We start from the raw sequence: 20,021 nt of genomic DNA, 5'->3' as shown, positions 1-20,021 counted from the left end.
GGGCTAGGCCCCGGGACACCACGGCGCTGAGTGGCTTACGGGTAGCTGAGCCGGACCATCCCTTCGGCCAAGATCCGTGCAGGGCCGGTGAGCTGCATCGTCCCATCGTGAAGTACCGCTATGTACAGCCGGCCACCGGCGGTGTCGACGATGTAGTGGGCCGAGCGGGGGCGCGTTTCACGCTGCCGCATGGCGGTGACGGCGGCGCAGGCCCCGGTGCCGCAGGAGCGGGTTTCACCGACGCCACGTTCGTGCACGCGCATGGAGCAGTGGCGGTCACCGACGACGGTGACGAATTCGACCGTGACACCGAGGGGGTAGGCGTGGGCCGGGCGAACAACGGGAGCGGTGCGCAGTTTTCCGGCGTGGGTGAGGTCGTCGATGAAGACCACGGCGTGCGGGTTGCCGACATCCACGTGCAGAGCCGGCCAACGCCTGCGGCCGACCGTAACCTCGATGTCGCCGGGGCCTGCTAGGCCCGGGCGTCCCATGCCCACGGTCACCGGCCCGTCGGGGTTGGCTTGGAGAAAGACGTTTCGGCTGCCGGCGCGGGTTGCGATGTTGAAGCGACCGGCGGCGGCCAGGCCGCTGGAGACGAGGTAGCGGGCGAGGACCCGGATGCCGTTGCCGCACATGGCGCCCTTGCTGCCGTCGGCGTTGCGGTAGTCCATGAACCATTCCGCCTCCCCCGCCATCGAGGCGCCCTCGGGATCGGCGGCGGTGCGCACCGCCCGCAGCAGGCCGTCGGCACCCAGGCCGGTGCGCCGGTCGCACAGCCGGAGCACCTCCTCGGCGCTCAGATCGAGGTGGCCGTCGGGGTCGGGGAGGATCACGAAGTCGTTCTCGGCGCCGTGGCCTTTGGCGAAGGGGTGGTCCATGAGGTGGGTCGGGGTGGTCAGCACGAGGGGGCGGTTCCTAACGCGATGCGGAGCCAGGCGGTCTGTCCGGCTTCGGTGGCGGTCAGGCCGTAGGTGTCGCCCAGATCGAGGACGGCCAGGAGGCGGGGCCACTGCCGGACGAGAACGGGGGTTATGTCGATCTCGATCCGGATCGCGCCGGGTTCCTCGATGACGCGGGAGGCTTCGCCGGCGAGGGCGGTCAGTTGCGCGGCGGCTGAGTGGATCACGGTGAGATGGCGGTCGTAGCCCACTGCACGCACCATTCGATATACAAGCGATTACCTACAGCTCTTCTAGTCCACTAGTTTTTAACTAGTGGACTAGGTTGTCAATCAGTACAGGTCAGCGCCGTAAGCAGAGGAGAACCATGGCTGACGGCACGTCCCCACTGGCCCCCTACCTGCGGGTCGCGGCCACCTTCCGCGCCCGCATCGCAGACGGCACCTGGCCCCCCGGCCACCGCATGCCCTCCCGCCCAGAGCTGGGCCAGGAGTTCGCGGTCGGCGACAACGTCATCCGCCGCGCCCAAGAACTCCTCATCGCCGAAGGCCTCCTCGAAGGCCGCCCGGGAGCTGGCACCTTCGTCCGCGCCCCGGCCGAACGTCGCACCCTGCTGCGCACCCCCTCCCCCGCGACGGACCCACCCCGGCCGGGACTGGCCCCGGCCGGCTTCGACGGCACCTGGGAAGCGGACAGCACCGCGAAGGTGCCGGCACCGCCGGACATCGCCGCCCGCCTGGCCGTCGATCCCGGCGCACTGTGTGTGCGGACGGTGTACGAACTGCTGCTGGACCGGCAGCCGGTACTGCTGTCGACCAGCTGGGAGCCGATGGACCTCACCGGCGGCACCGTCATCGTGCTGCCCGAAGGCGGACCACTGGCCGGCCACGGGATCCTGGCGCGGATGGCGCACATCGGCATCACCGTCGCCCGGATGGTGGAAGTGCCCCGGCCGGTCCAGATCGACCGCGACCAGGCTCAGCAGCTGGCCGTCGCCGCCGGATCCCAGGCCACGCTGATCGAGCGCACCCACTACGCCACCGACGGCCGGCCGGTGGAGACCGCGGACATCGTGGTGCCAGCCGGGCTGTGGGACATCACTTACGACATTCCCCTCCCCGCCGCTGGAAGTTGAGGTTCAGCGCCCGTGGTGCCAGCCAGGCCCCTCCGCAGTGCGCGGTCTACGGCGACAAATAGACAGAGGGAAGGCAGTGACAGACGTGACCGCTGGCCAGCAGCCCACCGAGATCAGCTTCGACGAGCACTTCAGCGGCCTCAATGACGGGGTCGAGCATCTGCGGCAGATGATCCTGGCCCGGCAGGAGGCGGAGCGTCGCGTCGCTGCAGCGGAACAGGCCGTCCTCGCGATGGTCGACGGCGCCGTGCGGGCCGGCGGAACCCTCGAGGACCCCGTCATGAAGAATGTGCTGCGCCGTCTGCACTACCGGATCCGGTTCTTCCCCTCGGCCGTGCTGGCCAGGACGCTCGGCTTCATCAACAAGAACGGCGTCGCGAACGTCCAGGCCATGGCCCGTCAGCTCGGGCCGGCCGCCGCCGAGGAGCCGTGCACCGGATGCGGCAAGACGATCTTCACCTACTCGGGCTCCGGTGCGACAGATGACCTGTGCCCGAAGTGCCGCAAGGCGGTCAAGGACGAATACCTCCAGCAGGCGGCCGCCCGTTGGGAACCGCGTAACAGCCGGCATGAACACATACAGAGGGGCACAGTGACGGCCCTGGTCGCTGACTGGCGGGTGGCGGCCGCCCTGGTCCTCGCCTACCCGCCGGCCACCACCGAGCGCGACCGAGCGCGACCACCCGGACACCGGGTGGACCTGGGCGCAGTACGAGCAAGCCCGCGCCACCGAGCGGCACCTGGCCACCCTGCTTCCCGAGGACTGCGCCGATCTTCCCATGGACACCGCCGCGCCGCTCCTGGCGGCCGCGCAGGTCGCCGCCGACTGGCACCCCGGCCGGGCCTGCTCGATCACCGAGCACCTCACCGAACGCAGCCCCACCGCGATCCTCACCCAGCTGAAGACCGCCGTCACCCGGCGCCGGCGGGAGCTGGAAGCCGAGGCCCTGGTCCTGCACCCGGATCTGCCCGACCCCGCGGACACCCGCCCAACTGGTGCTCTTCTTGTGGCCGATGGGACCGAGCGGCAATCATGAACCCCTCAGGCCGTCCGGCCTGACGAGGGGGGAACCTGCTATGCCCGCACCGCGCCGCGACCCGGTGACCCGGGCCGCCGACGCGCTGGCGTCACCGGTCTTAAACGCGCTCATCGGCCTGGCGGGGATCATCATCCCCATCGCCGCCTGGGTCAGCGCGAGCGCCAGCGTCAAGAACACCCTGCTGATAGCCGAGACCGCCATCGTGATCGCGCTGACCGGCAATCACCTGTGGCTGCGCAAGCGCTTCATCACCCTGCGCCGCGCCACTAACCTCAAAGCCATGGATGACGCCCAGTACTACGACCTGGTCCGCGCCCACCTCGAGCAGGAGCTGATCTCCGACTACGGCGAGATTGCCGACGGACACCTCCAGGTCTACGCGAGTGAAGTCCCCAGACTGTCCGTCCTGCTGGTCAAGACGCTCCTGGACTCCCCCACCCAGCCCAAGCGGATCCTGGCGGCCGACCTCACCACCAACCCCGGCCTGCTCGCTCAGCGCCGCGAGTACCTGGCCGCCAACCGCCGGCTGCTGGAGACCGGCGGCACCATCAACCGGCTGTTCATCGTCTTCCAGGACGACCTGCGCCGCGAGGACTACGCCAAGGACTTCCTCGCGCTGGTCAACCACCACCGCCAGCTCGGCGTCACCTGCGGCCTGGCGGTTCGCGACCGGCTGCGCGCGGACCAGGCCGTGGACGTCGTCATCATCGCGGCCGCCGCCGCCCTGGTGGAGGAGGAGCAAGGAGACGCGGAGTACACCCGCGGCCGCTCCAGCGTGTACTTCAAGAACGTGGAGCGCTGGATCGGCCGCTTCGAGTCGGTCTGGGGCCACGGCGCGGACTCCGCCCCGATGGTCCTGCAGAGCTACGAGGCCACCGCCCGCCCCATGCTCGACGGCGGCACCTGGGACACCGACCGGGCCCGCCAGACCGTCGACATCCTGTAGCAAGGCCACCCGAAGGGTCTGCGGCGCTGTGGGGGCGTGCAGAACATGGTGCCGCTGTCCCACCGCCGGGAGGCGAGCAGGTCCGGCACGCGAAGGTGCCCGTCACCATCCTGGTGACGGGCACCTTCATGCGCTGAGCGGGCTGTTCAGGACATCAGAGGCGGTGACGGGCGTACAGGGCGACCAGGCCGACGGCGCCCGTGCCGACGCCGGTCGCCGCTCCGCGGACCGCGTAGAGCACGAACGTCCGGCGGTACCGCTTGATCCCGCACGTGAGACAGGATCCGCGGTAGCGCAACATCTTGTGCGCGCAACTACTTGTGCGCTGTGTACTCTTCACTGCGTGCCACTCCATTCGATTTGACCCGGGTGGAATGCACAGCGCGAGGCCCCGTCGATCCCCGGCAAGGGATCGAAAGCACGGGGCCTTTCGTGTGCGTGCCCACTGTAGATGCCCCGCGCGACCGCCGCCTTACGCCGCGTCCGTGCGCACAACGGCGCTGCTTTCATGGGCAGTTCAAAGGTGGGCTGATTGCTACTCATGTGATGTCACGTCAGCTAGTGAACCCATCTGGGGCTGTGACCCAGATCACGGTAGATGGGTGGCGCGGACCGCCCTCCGCTGCGGCCATATGCCCCAAAGGGGCCGTCATCAGGCCAGGGCTGCACGCCCGTTGCCGTCTCCGGCTCACTGCGCGCGGCGGCCATGCCGCATCTGCTCCGCAGGGGGTCCCGGTCGTCGATGAATCGGCACGCCGCCGTCGCGCCACAGCCCTGGGGTGTGAGAAGGGGTCGTGCATCGGACTACTAGTGCACTAGTTCAACTGTGTGTGACAATCGGCGGATCTTGCCGCTCCGTCACGGGGACCGCCCATGCTGCTCGCATTAACCCTCCTTGCCGCCGGTGCGGCTCTGCGCCAGGTCGATCGGATCCACTTCGCCCGGCACCGGCCGCACATGGCCCGCGCCGCCGAACTCATCGCCCTGCAGCGCGCCCGCGCCAACAACTGGACGCCCACCGTGCTGCTGGTCGGGCAATGGGTGCAGATAGCCGGCTGGTGGAGCCTGGCCGGGCACGGCGCTGGGGCCGCGATCGCGGCCACGCTCGCCGTCGCCGTCCAGCTCCGCCACCTGCAGGAGATCGGGCACGCCGCGGTCCACGGCATCCTGGCCCGCACCGCCCGCGCGAACCTGCTGCTCGCCGAGGCCCTGGTGCAGCTCCCCCTCGGCCTGGCCCCCGCGACCACCCGCCGACAGCGGCACGTGCGCGACCACCACCCCAACGCCACGCTGGCCACCGACCCGAACCTCGCCGAACTCCACCGGGCCGGCCTGCTCCCCGGCGTCACCGGCCCCCGCTTCATCGCCGCCCTCATGTACCCGCTCACCGCCCGCGGCCTGGCCGTCACCGCCGCCGATCTGGCCGCGAACCTGCTGCGCTCACCGGGCCGGTGGACCCGCGCGGCCGCCGTCGGAGCGGTGCTGTCCGCCGCCTACCTCATCGGTGGCTGGACCGCCGTGGTCTGCGGTGTGCTCATCCCCCGGCTTGTGCTGTACCCGCAGCTCGCGTGGTTGTCCTTGGTGGTGGAGCACACCTGGTTCGATCCCGAACCGCGCAGCGGCGCCCCGGCCTACGTCGAAGCCGGCCGGTGCCTGCGCCTGTACCCACGAAACCGCGCCCTGGCGCTCCTTGCCGCCACGACTTGGCTCCCCTACGGCGACCTGTACCACTACGCGCACTCCGCCCACCCCGGCGTGCGGTGGAACTACCTGCCGGCCCTGGAGCGCCACCTGGGCGCACCGCACTTCACCCCTGCTGGCCTGCTCCATGGCTCCGGATCGGTCGCCCGCCGGCACCTGGCAGCCCTCACCCTCAGCCCCTCCGCCGCGGTGGCACCGGTCACCGCACCCGCCCGCGCTGGGTGACCCGCCGAACCCCGCACGGAGAAGGGCCTGAACCGCAGTGTGGCGGTTCGGGCCCTTCTCCGTGCGGGGCACCAGCAGCCTGGGTACCGGGCGCCGGGCCGGCTCGCAGTGCGTGGCATCATCCACGGATGCTCCTGCACACCGACCGGCTGGGCCTGCGCCGTTTCACCGCCGCGGACGCGCCGGCGTTCTCCGCCTACCGCTCGGACCCGGCCATCGCCCGCTACCAGAGCTGGGACGCCCCGTTCCCACTGGAAGCGGCGACCGAGCGGATCCGGACCTACAACGACGACCCGGGCCAGCCCGGCTGGTTCCAGTACGCCGTCGAGCTCACCGCCGACGGGTCTCTGATCGGCGACGTCGGCTTCCACCTCCACGACAACCTGCTGCAGGGTGACGTGGGCTTCACACTCGCCCCCGGCCGGCACGGCCGCGGCTACGCCACCGAAGCCGTCCGCGCCGTGCTCCACCACCGATTCGCCGGCGGCCTGCACCGGGTGTCCGCCGAATGCGACGCCCGCAACACCCGCTCCCGCCGCCTCCTGGAACGCGTCGGCTTCCAGCTCGAAGGCCAGCGCCCCGCCTTCACCTTCGCCGACGGCGAGTGGAGCGACCAGTGCCTGTACGGCCTGCTCGCCGACCAGTGGAAGCGGCTGCCGCATTGAGACCACAGGCCCCGCAACCGTGGCATCGGGCTGGCGAATGACGACAGCCGGTCGGGATTCATGGTCTGCTTCCGCAGGGGGACAATGCCGGCGAGCACCGCCACGCCGGGTCCGTGCGCCTTGTTCGTCCTGACCGCTGCAGGTTTCTTCCGGTAGCTGGGCGCGCGACTGCGTCACCCACTGGGGCTTTACTGGCTGGTCGGGTCCTCGACGCCGAGATGCTGCATGATCGCGCGCAGCATCTGGGTGTGCTCCCGCTGGGTGCGGCGCATCTCCGTGACGTCCGCGGTCAGGGATGCGGTGATGCTGAGGGCGGCCGCGATGCGCTCGTCCTGGCGGTCGACGCGCTCCTCAAGGTTGCTGGGCATGCGTGCCAGCGTAGCGGTGGGAGAGCCGCTCCTGCACGGGCAGGTGGCTGCTGGCTCCGGTAGGGCCGGTGGGCCCACGGCTCCGCCCTTGTACGGGGGTGACCCGCTTCATCAGCGCTGCCTACCCGCCCGGGCTGGTCGGAAGCCGGGTGGCATGATCGAGAGATGTTCGCCAAGTTTCGCCGCCGCCGTCCCGCCGACACCGCCACCGCCCACCCGGCGCCGGTCGTCGCCGTGCGTCTTGAACCCGCGGTGGCGGACGCCGACGTCCTTGCCCGCACCGAGCAGCTCCGGACCGGACTGCACCAGGCCGGCGTCGACCTCGACAGCCTGGGCCCCGAGCCGCAGTGGCTCAGCGTCGTCCGCGCCGGGCAGGTCGTCCCCCTCGGGCCGGACGAGCGCGCTGAACTGGCCGCCTACGTCGGCTGCGACACAACCGCCGACCTCGCCTCCCCGGACGCCTGCACCACCGCCCTGTGGCGGATCGAAGTCCTGCCCATCTTGCGGGAGATGCGCGCGGACGGCATCACCGTCAATGCCTGCGGGGGAGAGCCCTCTGCAGCGTTGCTGCGTACCGCGCAGGAAGCCCTGCGCCAAATGGCACGCGAGCGCCAAAGCGACAGGCAGGTACCTCAGCTGCAACCTGGCGCACCACGAGTCCAGCCGAAGCGGCTGCCCTTCGACGCAGCTGCCGAACGCGCCGTCGCCGACCTCGAAGGACGCTGACCAGCCCCCGCAGGCCGCGCCCCGCACCAGGGGCCCGCCCGCCGACATCGGCGGTGCGGCCGCGGGCGCTTGCGGGGATGGCGTCGGCTGCTGGCCCGCGGTCGTCCGCCGGCGAGTTAACGTCAGACCGAAGCGGATGGGGACCGAAACGGCAGTTCGGCGCCTGCTGCCCCGCACCGGGCAGGACTGCTAGAGGTACTGGATCTGCCGGATGTACACGCATTCATGGCGAGGGACCACCAGGTACAGGAACATGCCGCCGGGAACAGGCTGCATAGCCGCACCGGGGCCGATGTCCTGGTACGTCGTGCCGTCCAGGTATTTGGCCGAGGCAGCCCGGACCAGCTCGTCAGCCTTCTTCTCGACCTCGGCGACGAATGCCGGCGGGGCTCCGCCGATGACGTACTCCTGTGAGGGGTCGTACTCCCACCGCCAGGTCACCCACTGACCGCCTGGTCCGCTTCGGCCTCAACGGCGCGCAGCTCCTCCATCGCGGTGCGGAATGCGGGATCGTCCTTGCTGGTGGTCGTGTGGAGCGACCTCAACGCGTGATTTCGCCGCTGGGCAAGATCAGGTCGTCGCTCGACTTCGACTTCCCGGGCCCAGAACGCCAGCCAGGTGTGGACATGGCTGATCTTGCTGTCCTGTGCCATCGCGGCGAAGGCCTCGTCTTTGTGCTGCTCCATCTCCGCCAGGCGGCTCGGGGCGACAGCGGCCAGGGCAGCGCGCAGGGCCGGGGGCGTCCGGTCCGGGCGAGGGATCCGCTCCCCGCCATGGTGATCATGAGGCTGCGTCGTCATGCGCCGAAGAACCCCTCTGTGAGCTGATGCCCTGCCGTAGGGTCCGAGTCTACCGAGGAACCGCGCATCGGAAGCGGCGCTGGCGAAACGGTGAACCGGCTGGTCAGATGGCATACGACGTGAGGTGCAGCCCCACTGACGGCAGCCGCTCGCCCGTGTCTCGACCAGCCTGTCGGCGAAGAGGACCCAGGTGGTGTGTCCGGCCAGGGACATCGGCCGTGCATATCAGCGCGGTGGCCCTCTTTACCAGTGGCTGCGGAGCGTTCAGCATCAGTCGCAGGGCGTTGACGAGCCAGGGGGCGGGAGTAGAGATGTCTGCTGGAACGGGTGGGGACTACTGGTCGGAACAACAGCTGCCGAGCGTCCTGAAGCACAACCTGCTGGGTCGGTACATTCCCCAGTTCGGCGGGATGACCGGCTCGCGCGAGGGCCGCGTTGTCTACTTGGACGGCTACGCCGGCGAAGGTCGCTATGAGAGCGGCGAATCCGGCTCTGCGGAAATCGCCATGAAAGTTGCCTCGGGCCACCTGCGGAGGCACCACCTGCGGTGGACCTGCTTCTTCGTTGAGCGGGAGCCGGAATCCCTGGCCCGTCTGGAAAAGGTCGCCAGCATCTACCGGACGCAGGGCGTCGACGCCCGCGTTCACCCCGGCGACGTCGACGGCGTGTTGGACACCGTGCTCCAGACCGCGGACGGGTTGCCCCTGTTCCTGTTCCTCGACCCGACCGGCTTGTGCCTGCCCTTCAACCGTCTCGTCGACGCCATGGCCCAGCGTGATCAGCCCAACCGGTGGCAACCGACCGAGTTCCTGATGAACTTCAGCATGGTCGCCGTCCGACGGCTGGGCGGGAATGCCCGCTCCGACAAGGGGCTGGAGCGTTCCTCAGAGCGATTCGACGAGGTATGCGGGGGTCGCTGGTGGCGGGAGTACTTCCCGGTCGGCCAGCCGTTCACCCCGGGCGCCGATGAGGCGGTAGCGGCCGAGTACGCGCGCCGGCTGGCGGAACGGACCGGCATGCTGGTCCAGTCGGTGCCCGTCGCGAAGGCGCCGCACCACAAACCGGTCTACCACCTGGTGTTCGCCACCCGACGTCAGCACGGGCTGTGGGTCTTCGGCGACGCGATCGCCCGCGCCCGTGACGCATGGTGGGAGAAGCTAGAGGTGGCCGAGGACAAGGAAGACCAGGGCACGCTGTTCTCCGCCACCTCGCTGATCCGCCCGAACCCCCAGGAGATCACCGACGCCGCGGTGCCGGCCATGGCCGGGAACCTGGCACAGATCCTCGCCCGAGGGAAGCCGTTCACCTTGGTGGACCAGACCCTGGACGTCTTCGGCCAGTACTACGGGCAGGTCACCGAGCCAGCCGCCCGCGCCGCCGTGAAACACCTGCACGAGCAGGGCGGAACGCCCAGCACCGGGGTCGGCAGGAAGATCCGGGACCTGGTCGTCGAACCGCCGACGTAGGTCAGACCGCGGCAGGCACTGGCATCTGGTCCCAGGTGCGGCCCTGGAGCGTGCGGCCGCCGGCTTTCGGGGTGCGGCCGCCCCACTGCTTGAAGAAGAACGCGACCTGGGCATCGATGCTCAGGTCCCGGATCTGGACAGCCCACGCTTCGTCCATCGGGCGGTGGCCTGTGCCGGACTCGCCGCCGGCGATGACCCATCCGATGCCGGTCAGGTCCAGGCCGTCCAGCGGGCCCAGGAGCGGCTCGCAGGACAGGAACCGTACGGCGGCCGGCACTTGGCGCAGATCGTCGACTCGGGGCAGTTCCTTCGCGGTCTCTACCGAGACGCCCATCCATACGTTCGCCGGCCAGTCCAGTTGGTCTGCGACCTGGCGCAGGCGCCGGGCCCGCTTGGTCAGGACCTGGTAGGTGTGTTGCGGGGTGTCCGCCATGACAGCGAAGACCTGCCGGACGAAGTCCAGCGGCACCCGGGCATGAAACAGGTCCGACATGGAGTTCACGAACACCGTCCGCGGGCTTTTCCACCCGTACGGAATATTCAGGGACTCGGCGTGCACCGTCAGATCGAAGCCCGGCCCGGAGGTCCGCGGATCACCATCGTTCTGATATTTGTCCGCGCCCATCGCCTTCAGCCGCTTCGCGAGCGTCAACGCGTAGCAGTTGTCACACCCCGAGGAGACGCGGTCGCATCCCGTTGTCGGGTTCCACGTCGCTTCCGTCCACTCGATGGAACTTCGGTCACTCACGAATCGTCTCCTGTCACTGCGCTTGCCCCTGTAGGCCCGACACGGCCGGCGCAACTTTGTGAGGAGCAGAACGCCGCCCCATACAACCACCGTTGGAACCCGGAATCTCCCCACGACCTACAACCGTTAATCAAACGTACGTTCGCAATGGGTCTGGGTTCGAGCACGCCATCTGCAGCAGGGCTGAAGCGAGGGCGAGGCTGTAGACCACCTATTCCACGCAGAACCGCTGCTGAGACCACCGCCAAGAGCGCCAGCGTCACGCCGTTGCTGTCGGCCGCCCAGGCCGTTCCCCTTGTCGATGTGGCGCCTGTGACGTCAGGGCCCCTGCTCGGCCGCCTGGCGGCCGAGCAGGGCCCCTGACGAGATCTTGCCCCGGCGCGAAGTGATCGCCGGTCAGCGGGCCGCATGATCGCTTTAGACGGGCACATGACCGTGGGCGTCACGTTCGAACTGCCCGGATTCGTAGTAGGTCTCTTGCTCAGCGGCGGTAGTTGGGCGCGGGAGCGTCGCCGCAACATCATCGTCGGAGGTGAACGCGCCGCATCCTTCGCAGGCGGCGAGACCGGGCTCCATGCGACGGATCTGGCACTGCGGGCACAGGGCCCAGCCCAGGTGCTCGGCGCACATCGGCTCACCGGCAACCGCCAGTTTCTTGCACAAGCCGTTGTCGCCTTCGCAGTCGCGTAGCCGCGCGTTCTCGTATCCGGTGAAGGTCTGCTCGGACAGCGGCGGCGGTGTCCAGGTCTCCTCGGCGTTGCCGTGGTCCCACTGGCTCGAGGGCTGGGCGGGCAGCTTGGGGGCCAGGCGCGGAGCTCCTGCCCGCATCGCCTGGCTCAGCCGCCAGCTGACGATGGCGCCCACCGATGCCCTGATCTTTTCTCGGGGCGGCAGCGGCTCTCCAGCGACGATCTGCCAGATGTGCTCGGCCCGGAAGCCGACCGCCAGCATCGAGGTGACCGACACCGCCTGGTCCCGAAGCACGTCACCGGTCAGATAGAACTCCGGCTTCGTTGCCGCGATCGACAACAGCAGCTCAATACCCGGCGTGCGCTCCAGCGGCTCATCCGCGCGCGGCCGGGGCTTGGCCACCAGTGCAGCCTTCGCCTCGGTCGCAGCTGCAGGCGCCGTCTCGTGCACTGCTCCAATTCCGCCGCCGATTCCGTCCGTCCCTCCCTCCGTCTGGGTCTCGCGCGCTACCTCTTGTACGTACGGGACGGACGGACGGTGTGGTTCTTGAAGTGGGTTCTCGACAGGGTTCTTGATATTGGGCGTCATGGGTGACGCCACCGTGGCGTCATGGGTGTCGCTACCCCTGGCGTCACCCATGACGCCACCCCCCTCTTTGGAAGGTAGCGTCATGGGTGACGCCACCCCCTCGTTCTTCTTTGACGGCCGCCCGCCCTTGGGCAGGATCCCGGCTTCCTTCTTGGCCTTCACCCGGGCCTCGGTCACCTCGTCCGCTGCTTGGGCAGAGGTCTGACCGGGCTTCAACGGGTCCTTCCAATCACCACGCCAGAACTCCGCATCCCGCAGGTGGTAGACGTTCGCGTCATTGAGCTTCGGCTGGCCAGGAACCGGCCGCGACTCGACCCAGAACAGGCCGGCGCACTGCCCCTCCAAGATCGTCCGGTCGAGAGTCTTGACCGAGCAGCCGAGCTGTTTGGCAAGTTCCGGGCGGTACGGCTTGGCTTTCCCCGTGTCGCGGGCGCCGATGTCCGCGTAGGTCACCAAGATCGTGTAGAGGGTCCGCAGGTTCGTTGTGTAGCGGGGGTCGCATACCCAACGCGACACGACCTGTCCAAACGGAAGGCCCCCGCCACGGCGAACCTCGGGCTCCCGCTTCATCGCGTCACCCCCGCGACGCGCAGTAGCCGCGATGTGGCTGCTGGGAGGCCTCGAGCGCAGGCGCTGTGCAGTGACGACATCCGGCGATCCTGAACCCGCCAGGACAGCGATGCCGGGGAGAGGGACCCACGTCCCGCCGAGCGGGACAGGCGGGCAGAAATCCTGATCGGGCGTCCCACCGGACGGGACGCTGCACCGCCGGGGCCGGGCTGGCTGAAGATGATGCTGGGCAGAAAAGTGCTCATACCCAGGGAAGTGCCGGGTTGTCGGCCCATGTGACATCCCGGCGGAACTTTTTTTGCCGGGATCGAATCCGCGGCCGGAGGGCGGCGGTGGTGGAGCTGGTGGTACATGAGGTGGATCTCCCCTATCGGGGAGCCGGGAGCAGCGAATGTGACCAGACAAACCATGCAAAAAGGGGCTCTGTACTGGCTATCCGGTGAGCTGTGCCTATCCTGGGGGTAGGTGACCACGCGGACCGCAAGGTCCACGGGCATCACCCGGCAGGCGAGGTCACCCTCACTGCTCACGACTCGGGTTCCTGGAAGTTCGTCGAGTCGATCGCTAGGGAGCGGCCTCCGTTGTGGCGACGGGGGCCGCTTCGCGTTTATGGCGCTCGTGCGGTCATCACGATCTTCTAACTGGCTTCTGCCTGGTCAGGTTCGGCGAGCGCCGCAGGGTATTTGGCGGCAAGGCCCTTGAGTAGGTGGGCGTAGGCCTCCCGGTAGGGGGGACGAGGCTCGGTCTTCCCGGCCTCCCACCTCACGACGGCCAGGCGCTTTACGCCTAGAGCCTTAGCTACCTGCTCCTGCGTGAGCCGATCCGCTCTGCGGAGCCGTCCCCGCACGGCCGGCGCAGGCAGGTCAGCGGGACGGTTGAGCAGCGCGTCTACTGCCTCAAGCAGCTCGGACACCAGACCTCCCCGGATCATCAACAGATTCGACGAAAGATACATCAAAGCAATCCCTCTGTACGCGCCTTGACCGCGTGTCACTCCAAGAACTTTCATTCACAGCTGCGCGCCAAGCCCAGGGGTTCCGGAGGTGATCGTTCTGCGGTCAGAGGCGCTGGTCTGCAGTGCCAGCTAGGTGTTAGACGTGGATGTGGTGCGTACAGTTGATTGCGGGCATGCAGACTCGTCCGTTCGGCGTGCGACCCGTTGTCGCAGGCCAGCGGTAATGATTGCTAGGTTGCAGACTTGTGGGACTGCTGGAACTTACAGTTGCCCACTTCAACGTCTAGGTCAAGTATTGGATCCCCCGCGACATGGGCATCCTGCAGTAGAAGCGTCGGACCAGGAGGTGCCGTGCCGGGAAGGAAGCGCGCAGCAGGCGTTGGCTATGAGGCCATCGCCGACGCTCTTCGCGAGCGCATTGAGAGCGGCGAGCTGCCCCCGGGTGCCAAGGTGCCGAGTGAGAACGACGTGATGACCGAGTTCGGAGCCGGTCGCGACACCGTGACCAAAGCGCTCCGGCGGCTCCGTGATGAAGGGCTCACGACGGCGACCCAGGGGGCCGCCACAAGGGTCCGCGAGTTCAAGCCGATCCGACGCCCGGCGAACCGGAGGCTGTCGCAGGAGGTTTGGGGTGCTGGCGTGTCCATGTGGGCGATTGACGTCCAGGACAAGACCCCCACTGTGGCCGATGCGAAGGTCGAGCGCATCGAGGCAACGGTTCGAGTAGCGGAAGCGCTTGGCATTCGCCGAGGTGAGGCGGTCGTGCGCCGCAGTCGCCGCTACCTCATTGATGGCAAACCGGTCCTGAAATCTGACTCCTACCTGCCGGCCGAGATCGCCGACGGGACCGCCATCGCAGAGATCGAAACCGGCGATGGCGGGATCTACGCGCGACTCGGAGAACTGGGTTTTGGCCCGGCTCGATTCAAGGAGGAACTGCGGATCCGGATGCCGAACCGGCAGGAGAAGGCCTGGCTGCAGCTGGGCCCCGGTACGCCGGTGGTCATCATCGTCCGCGTAGCAGTCACAGCCGAAGGTCGCGTCGTGGAGGTCAACGAGATGGTGCTCGACGCGAGCGCCTACATCTTGGACTACGTGATCGACGCCTAGCCGAACCTTCGTCGCTTGCAGGGCCTCCGCCGCTTGGTGGGGGCCCTTTTTGCGGCCGTTTCACGATTCGAGCTTGGCGTCCTTGACTTAGACGTGGAAGTTGGCGCACTGTTGGAACACGGAGAACTTGGACGTCCAAGTCCATGCCTCGTGACTTCGCCTCGCCTACACCCAATCGGGAGCCTCCATGAGCCACGATCCCCCGCTCGTCACCGAGAACGTGGCCGAAGGCCCGGACCCATTCCTGACTGTTGCTGAAGTCGTTGCCCGGCTCCGCGTCTCCAGGTCGACCGTCTACAACCTCATCGGCAGCGGACGTCTCGCTGCCCACCGCATGGGCCGCGGCAAGATCCGGCCCCGGGGTTACCGCGTTCCTGAATCACAGGTCGTGCAGTACCTGCAGAACAGCCGCACATCCGAACCGATCGAAGGTCTCGCCTCATGACCACGATCAATAAGGTCCCTGCCACTGATAGCGGAGCGGGCGCTGGCAAGTTCAGAGTCGCTGCGGTTCGCGCCGCGCAGTACGCCCAAATCAGCAGCTGAGCCGGCGCCTTCTACGAGGCCCGCTGAGAAGCGGGCCTGGTGGTGGGACGCCGGAGACGGCCCCTCGGTAACACCGCATCCGCTCAACAGCAGGAGTCACCGCCTCTTTCGGAGGTGACGGGCTGGAGGGAGCCGAGCTTCCCTGGCCGAGAACCTGTACCGAATAGCCCCACCTGCGAAGAGTCCAGCAGTCCTGCAGCTGACGAACCACGAGGTCGCTGCGGGTGGATTCCCACAGGACTTGCAGCGGTTGCGCTGCCCGCACTCCATGGCTTGGCCGTGGCGTACGGAGAACGCAACCGACCACTAGCTGGTGAAGGGAATCTCGATGCGGCATAACGGTCGTACTCCGCTCCTGCTCAGCACGCTCCGTTCCCACTGCGTCACCATCGACGGCAACGAGATCCGCAGCGTCGTCTGCACCGAGTGCGACACATGGCGTTTCGTGCGGCGCGGCATGATCGCAGCTCACCGCGCGAAGCCGCGCAGCAATCAGCCCAGCAACCGTCATGCCCAGCGGAAACCGCAGGACCGCGTCCCACGGTGCGACGGCAGCGGACAGCGCATCAAGGTCGACCGGCGGCATCGAGAGGCGATGCCCGCCGAGAACCGGCGCGCTGCGCAGCAGTTCTACAAGCCCATTGCGGCCCCGGTCGCGCCGCTCCACTGCCTCACCGCGCAGGTGGAGAGCGCGGATTCGGCCCGCCAGGCCTATGAGATTCACCGTGAGCGCTGTGCTGCCTGCACCACGCGGGAAACCTGCCCGACCGGCCGGCGCCTGCTCACCACGTACGTCGGCCTCCTCCAGGACGAACCACGCCGCCGCCAGATCCGAGCGGCGGTCGCGAGGGAGCGGGCCCGCTTCGACCGCCAGTACGCCGACCGGGCACGTCAGGCGAAGGAAGCCGCGTGGACCCGGCAGCACGAAGCCACGGCCGCTCCGACGAAGAAGTTCGCTAAGCGGACCGGCACAGCCGTCGAAGAAGTCAACAACTCGTGCAAGGCGATCAAGGCCGGCGCGATCTCCGAGCTGCGCGGCCCTGACCTACCGCTGGCACCCCTGCGGATCAGCGCTTGATCGACCGCACGAACGACCACGGCCCCGGCCACCCCTCGTATGGGGTGTGGCCGGGGCCGTGGCTGCTCGTACGACAGCCAGGTGACGGCGCCCGGGATGCGACCCGGACGCCGTCGGCACAGGACACCCTGAAAGGAAAACCTGTGAACGCCATCATGACAGGCAACCTCGACCCATTGGCCGCCGACGACCACCCCAACCAAGCCGACGAGGCGCTGCGCCAGGCCCGTGCGGACCAGGCGCGTCGGGACGAAGCGCGCGCAGGCGGTGCCCGATGAGCACACAAGCTGACGCCGCCCGAGCCGCCGCGCAGGCCGACCGTGACGCACGTGCCGCTGCTGCTGCCGCAGCAAGCGCAGCCGCCGGGGGTGCGCGATGAGGTACGCCGTCACCCGGCTGACCGATGCCGAGCGGGCCGAACTCGCCAGGGAAAACGCCGAGCAGAACCGGCGCTCGGAAGCGAACCGCCGATGAGCGGGCCGCTGATGGACCCCCTTCCGCCGCCGAAGGGGTTGTACGACCGGTACATGGCGGCGGCTGCCGCCACCCGCCTGCACGGCGAGACCTGCACCAGGTGCTCGCCGGACGGACGGTGCGGCGAGGGCCAGCGTTTGTACGAGTCGTTCGCGCGCCTCCAAGACGCCTACCTCGCTCAGCAGAAGCGAGGCTGACCGCATCACGGGACGCAAACCCAACGTTCCCCCGCAGCACGCTGTCCGACCAGGCTGGCCGCCCGCACCACGGGCGGCCAGCCTTTCGCACGCCTCCCGCCCGAAACAGTCTCGGGCCCACTTTCTTCCTCATAGGAGTGCTCATGCGCAGCAGCACCCAATTCGACACCGCGTCGTCCGCTGTCGGCACCACCCGGCTGCCGGACTCGCTCTGCACCCACAGCCCGACGTGTCCGACTGCCGACAGCACGGACCGCGAAGCAGCGCAGGTCGTAGCCACGTATCCCGAGCAAGGCTGGAGCCTGTTGTGCAATTCCGTCCTGCTCTTTGAGGACACCGGGGAGCTGCTCCCCAACGGGCAAATCATCGCCCCGCACCGGCCGCTGGGGGCCGAACAGCTCGCTACGGCCTGACGGCTGCCCGATCCGCTCGCACCGGCCGCCGCCTGGGGGTCGGATCGGGCGGTGAAGGGGAGCCGGACAGCCCGGTCGCGCCGGCCAGCACCACCCGGCGTTGACCACCTCAACGCAACGGCCCTCCGAGTCCCCGGCATTAGAGCTGCCGGGGCCCCGGAGGTCCTGGTCACGACCCTACCCACCGCCGTAGATCCACGGTGCCCTCTGCACGGAGGCGCCCGGAAGAGAGGAACCCCGTGGCCACCAAGCCCGCCACCCGCCGCAGGCGCCAGCCTGCGGCGAACACGAAGCCCCGTAACGCCAGGCGCGCCAAGGCGCCGGCGACGCCGACCTCCATTCCCGCCCAGGCCGTTGCCCCCGAGACCGCCGCACCGCTGGTGTTCCCGGAGGCCGATCCGGTCCTGGCCGACGCCGCCGATCGCGCCGCCGACCTCCGGGACCTGGCCGTCGATGAGGCGGCCCGCATCCTCGCCGACGGACAAGTGCTCGCCGACGGGCTGATGGAAGGCGCTCGGGCGGAGGTCGCCGCGTTCACCGAAGCGGTCGACGCTGAGCGGGCGCAGATCATCGCCGACGCGATGAAGGAAGCCGATCAGGTCCGCACGCAGGCCGCCACCACGGCGGCCGCCGACGCTGACCAGGTCCGTGCCGCCGCCGACGCGACGGCGGAGCAGCTGCTCGCCGACGCGCGCCGCCAGGCCGACACTGTCAGGGCGACGGCGGCCGGTGATGCCGACCAGGTCCTCGCTGACGCCAAGGTGACGGCGGAGCAGCTGCTCGCCGATGCGCGCCGTCAGGCGCAGGAGAGCACCACCACGGCGGCCGCGCAGGCGGAGCAGGTCCGCACCGAGGCCGCGCAGGCCGCCGCGAAGGTCCTCTCCGACGCGGAGAGCACGTGCACCGAGCTGTTGACCGGTGCGGAGTGCACCGCGGCTGAGACCCGCACCCGGGCCACCACCGACGCCGAACAGGTGCTGGGGCGGGCTCGGGGCGAGGCCGACCGGATGCGCGAGAGCGCGGACGGCCAAGCCGTGCAGGTGCGGGCTGGAGCCGAGAAGGCGGCCGCTGGTCTTCGTGTTGACGCCGACCGCGCTCTGGCCGACGCCCGCGCCTCCGCTGAGGAGCTGCGGGCCGCCGCCGACAGGGATGTTGCCCGGCTGCGCGAGCAGGCCGAAGCCGACGCGAAGATGGCTCGGGAGGCGGCGGCGCAGGCCACGGCCGCCCAGGCCGCCGCCGCTCAGGCCCGAGCCGAAGCGGACCGGGTCCTTGAGGCGGCGACGCAACGCACCGTGCAGCGGGCCAGGCGCCGGGAGATCCGAGCCGAGTCACGCGCCACCCGGCGCAAGGCCCGCAACGACGCCCGGCCCGCCGGCGGAGTGCCGCCGCTGTCCGGGCAGGAGCTGGTCGGTGTGGTCGCGATCATCCTCGCGGCCGCGACCGTCTCCACCCTGGGCCTGCTCTCCTCCTACACCGCGCTGGAGACCAAGGCAGCCGGATGGGGCTGGGACTGGCCGTGGCTGCTGCCCGTCGGCATTGACGTCGCGATCCCGGCCTTCACCGGCGCCAACCTGGTCCTGATCCGCATGGGCATGGAGCTGCGCTGGGTCCGCTGGGTACCCCGGGCACTGACGGCGGTGACCGTCGCCCTGAACTGGGCCGCCTCCACCAGCACATCGGGGCGTCTGGGGCACGCCGCCCTCACCCTGCTGTGGGTCGTCTTCTCCGAGATCGCCTCCCACGTGTATGCGACGCGGATCGGCGCGGTCACCGGCAAGGTGCGGATGGAGTCGGTGCGCCGCAGTCGCTGGCTGCTCGCCCCGATCGCAACCGCCCGCCTGCGCCGCCGGATGATCCTGTGGGAGATCAACTCCTACGACGAGGCGCTCACCCGCCTCCAGGAGCAGACGTACCTGCGAGCGCAGCTCAAGGAAGAGTTCGGCCTGCTGTGGCGCTGGAAGGCTCCGCTGGAGCATCGGATGGCGCTCAAGCTCGGGGAGGTGCCCGCCGCGCTCGCCGACACGCTCATCCCCGAGGACGCGCTCACGGTCGAGCGGGCGGAGGAGAGCGCCCGCGCTCACCCGGACATGAGCGCGCTCACCTCGGGCGTGACGCGCGGCGAGCGCGAGCGCCCGGCGCTTACCTCCGGCGCTCACGAAGGTGAGCGCGCCACGGAGGATGACGACGCTCACCGAGCGGACGGTGCGCTCACGCGCAGGGAGAGTGACGCGCTGACCGAGCGCCGCCACGCTCGCATCCGTCTGCTCTACACCGAGCTCGGGCGCCGCCCCGAGTGGACGGAGATCCGCGACGCGCTCACCGACGCGGGCCTGTCCGACACTCCGGTCTCCCGCCCGACCGCCCAGCGCCTGCGCGCTCAGGTCGAAGAGCCCGCCCCGGGCGCGTAGGTGAGCGCCCGGTGAGCGCGTGACGCTCACCCGGTGAGCGCCGATGCGCTCACCCCCTGGCAGAACCCCTGCCGCTCATGGTCGCCCCCGGCCCGCGCCCACGCTCCCGAGCGTGAGCGCGGACCGGTGACGGCCACGGCCGGCAGGCCGCTCGCCCGCACCCCGCCCCGAGCGGGGCGCGGCCGATCAGCCCGAACCGAGCACGATCCCGGCCCCGCACACACGACCTCGGGGACACGGACCCCTTCCCCCTCCCCACCCCGAGACCTGGAG

23 protein-coding genes are annotated in these 20,021 nt (G+C 69.3%); 13 read left to right on the top strand and 10 right to left on the bottom strand.

Translation table 11 applies throughout. From position 1 onward, the window contains the following. Positions 1–35 precede the first annotated feature (35 nt). Together dapF and LNW72_RS40655 are read right to left on the bottom strand one after the other, a co-directional pair. Positions 36–878: a diaminopimelate epimerase gene (dapF, locus tag LNW72_RS40660; protein ID WP_250980612.1), complete on the bottom strand. Its 843-nt coding sequence runs from the start codon at positions 876–878 to the stop codon at positions 36–38. A 17-nt stretch (positions 879–895) separates the two neighbouring features. Then, positions 896–1,150, bottom strand: a complete 255-nt coding sequence (locus LNW72_RS40655; protein ID WP_250980589.1) for a hypothetical protein — start codon at positions 1,148–1,150, stop codon at positions 896–898. 116 nt (positions 1,151–1,266) lie between these two features. On the opposite strand from LNW72_RS40655, the gene LNW72_RS40650 reads away from it, so the two are divergent. Beyond that, positions 1,267–2,034 (top strand): GntR family transcriptional regulator, encoded by a 768-nt coding sequence (locus LNW72_RS40650; protein ID WP_250980588.1) that lies wholly within the window; start codon positions 1,267–1,269, stop codon positions 2,032–2,034. Positions 2,035–2,080: 46 nt separating this feature from the next. Here LNW72_RS40650 and LNW72_RS40645 read toward each other — a convergent pair whose 3' ends face one another. Beyond that, positions 2,081–2,725, bottom strand: coding sequence for a hypothetical protein (locus tag LNW72_RS40645; RefSeq protein WP_250980587.1), 645 nt, complete (start codon positions 2,723–2,725; stop codon positions 2,081–2,083). An 88-nt stretch (positions 2,726–2,813) separates the two neighbouring features. Between LNW72_RS40645 and LNW72_RS40640 the strand changes: the two genes are divergently transcribed. Both LNW72_RS40640 and LNW72_RS40635 read left to right on the top strand, forming a co-directional pair. Continuing rightward, on the top strand, positions 2,814–3,071 hold the full coding sequence (locus LNW72_RS40640) for a hypothetical protein (protein WP_250980586.1): 258 nt from the start codon (positions 2,814–2,816) through the stop codon (positions 3,069–3,071). Positions 3,072–3,111: 40 nt separating this feature from the next. Further along, on the top strand, positions 3,112–4,020 hold the full coding sequence (locus LNW72_RS40635) for a hypothetical protein (RefSeq protein WP_250980585.1): 909 nt from the start codon (positions 3,112–3,114) through the stop codon (positions 4,018–4,020). A gap of 154 nt (positions 4,021–4,174) precedes the next feature. Here LNW72_RS40635 and LNW72_RS40630 read toward each other — a convergent pair whose 3' ends face one another. Continuing rightward, on the bottom strand, positions 4,175–4,360 hold the full coding sequence (locus LNW72_RS40630; RefSeq protein ID WP_250980584.1) for a hypothetical protein: 186 nt from the start codon (positions 4,358–4,360) through the stop codon (positions 4,175–4,177). 533 nt (positions 4,361–4,893) lie between these two features. Here LNW72_RS40630 and LNW72_RS40625 point away from each other — a divergent pair. After that, positions 4,894–5,946, top strand: a complete 1,053-nt coding sequence (locus tag LNW72_RS40625) for a fatty acid desaturase (protein WP_250980583.1) — start codon at positions 4,894–4,896, stop codon at positions 5,944–5,946. A gap of 128 nt (positions 5,947–6,074) precedes the next feature. Then, positions 6,075–6,611, top strand: coding sequence for a GNAT family N-acetyltransferase (locus LNW72_RS40620; RefSeq protein ID WP_250980582.1), 537 nt, complete (start codon positions 6,075–6,077; stop codon positions 6,609–6,611). Positions 6,612–6,799: 188 nt separating this feature from the next. Here the strand turns inward: LNW72_RS40620 and LNW72_RS40615 are convergent, their stop codons facing one another. Further along, entirely contained in the window at positions 6,800–6,979 is a 180-nt protein-coding gene (locus tag LNW72_RS40615; protein WP_250980581.1) for a hypothetical protein, read from the bottom strand. 165 nt (positions 6,980–7,144) lie between these two features. Between LNW72_RS40615 and LNW72_RS40610 the strand changes: the two genes are divergently transcribed. Next, positions 7,145–7,705: a hypothetical protein gene (locus tag LNW72_RS40610; RefSeq protein WP_250980580.1), complete on the top strand. Its 561-nt coding sequence runs from the start codon at positions 7,145–7,147 to the stop codon at positions 7,703–7,705. Positions 7,706–7,894: 189 nt separating this feature from the next. Here LNW72_RS40610 and LNW72_RS40605 read toward each other — a convergent pair whose 3' ends face one another. Together LNW72_RS40605 and LNW72_RS40600 are read right to left on the bottom strand one after the other, a co-directional pair. Then, positions 7,895–8,146, bottom strand: coding sequence for a hypothetical protein (locus LNW72_RS40605; protein WP_250980579.1), 252 nt, complete (start codon positions 8,144–8,146; stop codon positions 7,895–7,897). Beyond that, positions 8,143–8,505 carry a hypothetical protein gene (locus LNW72_RS40600; RefSeq protein WP_250980578.1) on the bottom strand — a complete coding sequence of 121 codons (363 nt, stop codon included), beginning with the start codon at positions 8,503–8,505 and terminating at the stop codon, positions 8,143–8,145. The genes LNW72_RS40605 and LNW72_RS40600 overlap by 4 nt, the downstream gene beginning before the upstream one ends. A 218-nt stretch (positions 8,506–8,723) precedes the next feature. Between LNW72_RS40600 and tcmP the strand changes: the two genes are divergently transcribed. After that, positions 8,724–9,971 (top strand): three-Cys-motif partner protein TcmP, encoded by a 1,248-nt coding sequence (gene tcmP, locus LNW72_RS40595; protein WP_250980577.1) that lies wholly within the window; start codon positions 8,724–8,726, stop codon positions 9,969–9,971. Position 9,972: 1 nt separating this feature from the next. Here tcmP and LNW72_RS40590 read toward each other — a convergent pair whose 3' ends face one another. From LNW72_RS40590 to LNW72_RS40580, 3 genes are all read right to left on the bottom strand, one after another. Beyond that, on the bottom strand, positions 9,973–10,719 hold the full coding sequence (locus tag LNW72_RS40590) for a phage Gp37/Gp68 family protein (protein ID WP_250980576.1): 747 nt from the start codon (positions 10,717–10,719) through the stop codon (positions 9,973–9,975). A gap of 417 nt (positions 10,720–11,136) precedes the next feature. Further along, positions 11,137–12,450, bottom strand: coding sequence for a hypothetical protein (locus LNW72_RS40585; protein ID WP_250980575.1), 1,314 nt, complete (start codon positions 12,448–12,450; stop codon positions 11,137–11,139). Between the two features lie 754 nt (positions 12,451–13,204). Beyond that, positions 13,205–13,498: a helix-turn-helix transcriptional regulator gene (locus LNW72_RS40580; protein WP_308402164.1), complete on the bottom strand. Its 294-nt coding sequence runs from the start codon at positions 13,496–13,498 to the stop codon at positions 13,205–13,207. Between the two features lie 375 nt (positions 13,499–13,873). Between LNW72_RS40580 and LNW72_RS40575 the strand changes: the two genes are divergently transcribed. From LNW72_RS40575 to LNW72_RS41915, 6 genes are all read left to right on the top strand, one after another. Beyond that, positions 13,874–14,632 (top strand): GntR family transcriptional regulator, encoded by a 759-nt coding sequence (locus LNW72_RS40575; RefSeq protein WP_250980574.1) that lies wholly within the window; start codon positions 13,874–13,876, stop codon positions 14,630–14,632. A gap of 187 nt (positions 14,633–14,819) precedes the next feature. After that, on the top strand, positions 14,820–15,077 hold the full coding sequence (locus tag LNW72_RS40570; RefSeq protein WP_250980573.1) for a helix-turn-helix domain-containing protein: 258 nt from the start codon (positions 14,820–14,822) through the stop codon (positions 15,075–15,077). 414 nt (positions 15,078–15,491) lie between these two features. Beyond that, positions 15,492–16,256, top strand: coding sequence for a hypothetical protein (locus LNW72_RS40565; protein WP_250980572.1), 765 nt, complete (start codon positions 15,492–15,494; stop codon positions 16,254–16,256). 143 nt (positions 16,257–16,399) lie between these two features. Continuing rightward, a complete protein-coding gene (locus LNW72_RS41485; RefSeq protein WP_285371196.1) occupies positions 16,400–16,534 on the top strand; it encodes a hypothetical protein in 135 nt (44 codons plus the stop codon). 536 nt (positions 16,535–17,070) lie between these two features. Beyond that, the gene (locus LNW72_RS40560; protein WP_250980571.1) at positions 17,071–17,340 is read left to right on the top strand and encodes a DUF5999 family protein; all 270 of its coding nucleotides are present in this window, start codon (positions 17,071–17,073) and stop codon (positions 17,338–17,340) included. 239 nt (positions 17,341–17,579) lie between these two features. Next, on the top strand, positions 17,580–19,748 hold the full coding sequence (locus LNW72_RS41915; protein WP_250980570.1) for a DUF2637 domain-containing protein: 2,169 nt from the start codon (positions 17,580–17,582) through the stop codon (positions 19,746–19,748). The last annotated feature ends 273 nt before the right edge of the window (positions 19,749–20,021 follow it).

Source organism: Streptomyces sp. RKAG293 (assembly GCF_023701745.1).
Lineage (GTDB): Bacteria > Actinomycetota > Actinomycetes > Streptomycetales > Streptomycetaceae > Actinacidiphila.
The sequence above is the reverse complement of the archived record's forward strand: the minus strand, read 5'-3'. Positions and strand labels throughout refer to the sequence as shown.

Bases quoted from the DNA above. Each gene is read 5' to 3' on its own strand.
- LNW72_RS40580 (WP_308402164.1), bottom strand. From the start codon at position 13,498: ATGATCCGGGGAGGTCTGGTGTCCGAGCTGCTTGAGGCAGTAGACGCG.
- dapF (WP_250980612.1), bottom strand. From the start codon at position 878: ATGGACCACCCCTTCGCCAAAGGCCACGGCGCCGAGAACGACTTCGTG.
- LNW72_RS40615 (WP_250980581.1), bottom strand. From the start codon at position 6,979: ATGCCCAGCAACCTTGAGGAGCGCGTCGACCGCCAGGACGAGCGCATC.
- LNW72_RS40560 (WP_250980571.1), top strand. From the start codon at position 17,071: ATGCGCAGCAGCACCCAATTCGACACCGCGTCGTCCGCTGTCGGCACC.
- LNW72_RS40570 (WP_250980573.1), top strand. From the start codon at position 14,820: ATGAGCCACGATCCCCCGCTCGTCACCGAGAACGTGGCCGAAGGCCCG.
- LNW72_RS40610 (WP_250980580.1), top strand. From the start codon at position 7,145: ATGTTCGCCAAGTTTCGCCGCCGCCGTCCCGCCGACACCGCCACCGCC.
- LNW72_RS40640 (WP_250980586.1), top strand. From the start codon at position 2,814: ATGGACACCGCCGCGCCGCTCCTGGCGGCCGCGCAGGTCGCCGCCGAC.
- LNW72_RS40625 (WP_250980583.1), top strand. From the start codon at position 4,894: ATGCTGCTCGCATTAACCCTCCTTGCCGCCGGTGCGGCTCTGCGCCAG.
- LNW72_RS40600 (WP_250980578.1), bottom strand. From the start codon at position 8,505: ATGACGACGCAGCCTCATGATCACCATGGCGGGGAGCGGATCCCTCGC.
- LNW72_RS40635 (WP_250980585.1), top strand. From the start codon at position 3,112: ATGCCCGCACCGCGCCGCGACCCGGTGACCCGGGCCGCCGACGCGCTG.
- LNW72_RS40620 (WP_250980582.1), top strand. From the start codon at position 6,075: ATGCTCCTGCACACCGACCGGCTGGGCCTGCGCCGTTTCACCGCCGCG.
- LNW72_RS40650 (WP_250980588.1), top strand. From the start codon at position 1,267: ATGGCTGACGGCACGTCCCCACTGGCCCCCTACCTGCGGGTCGCGGCC.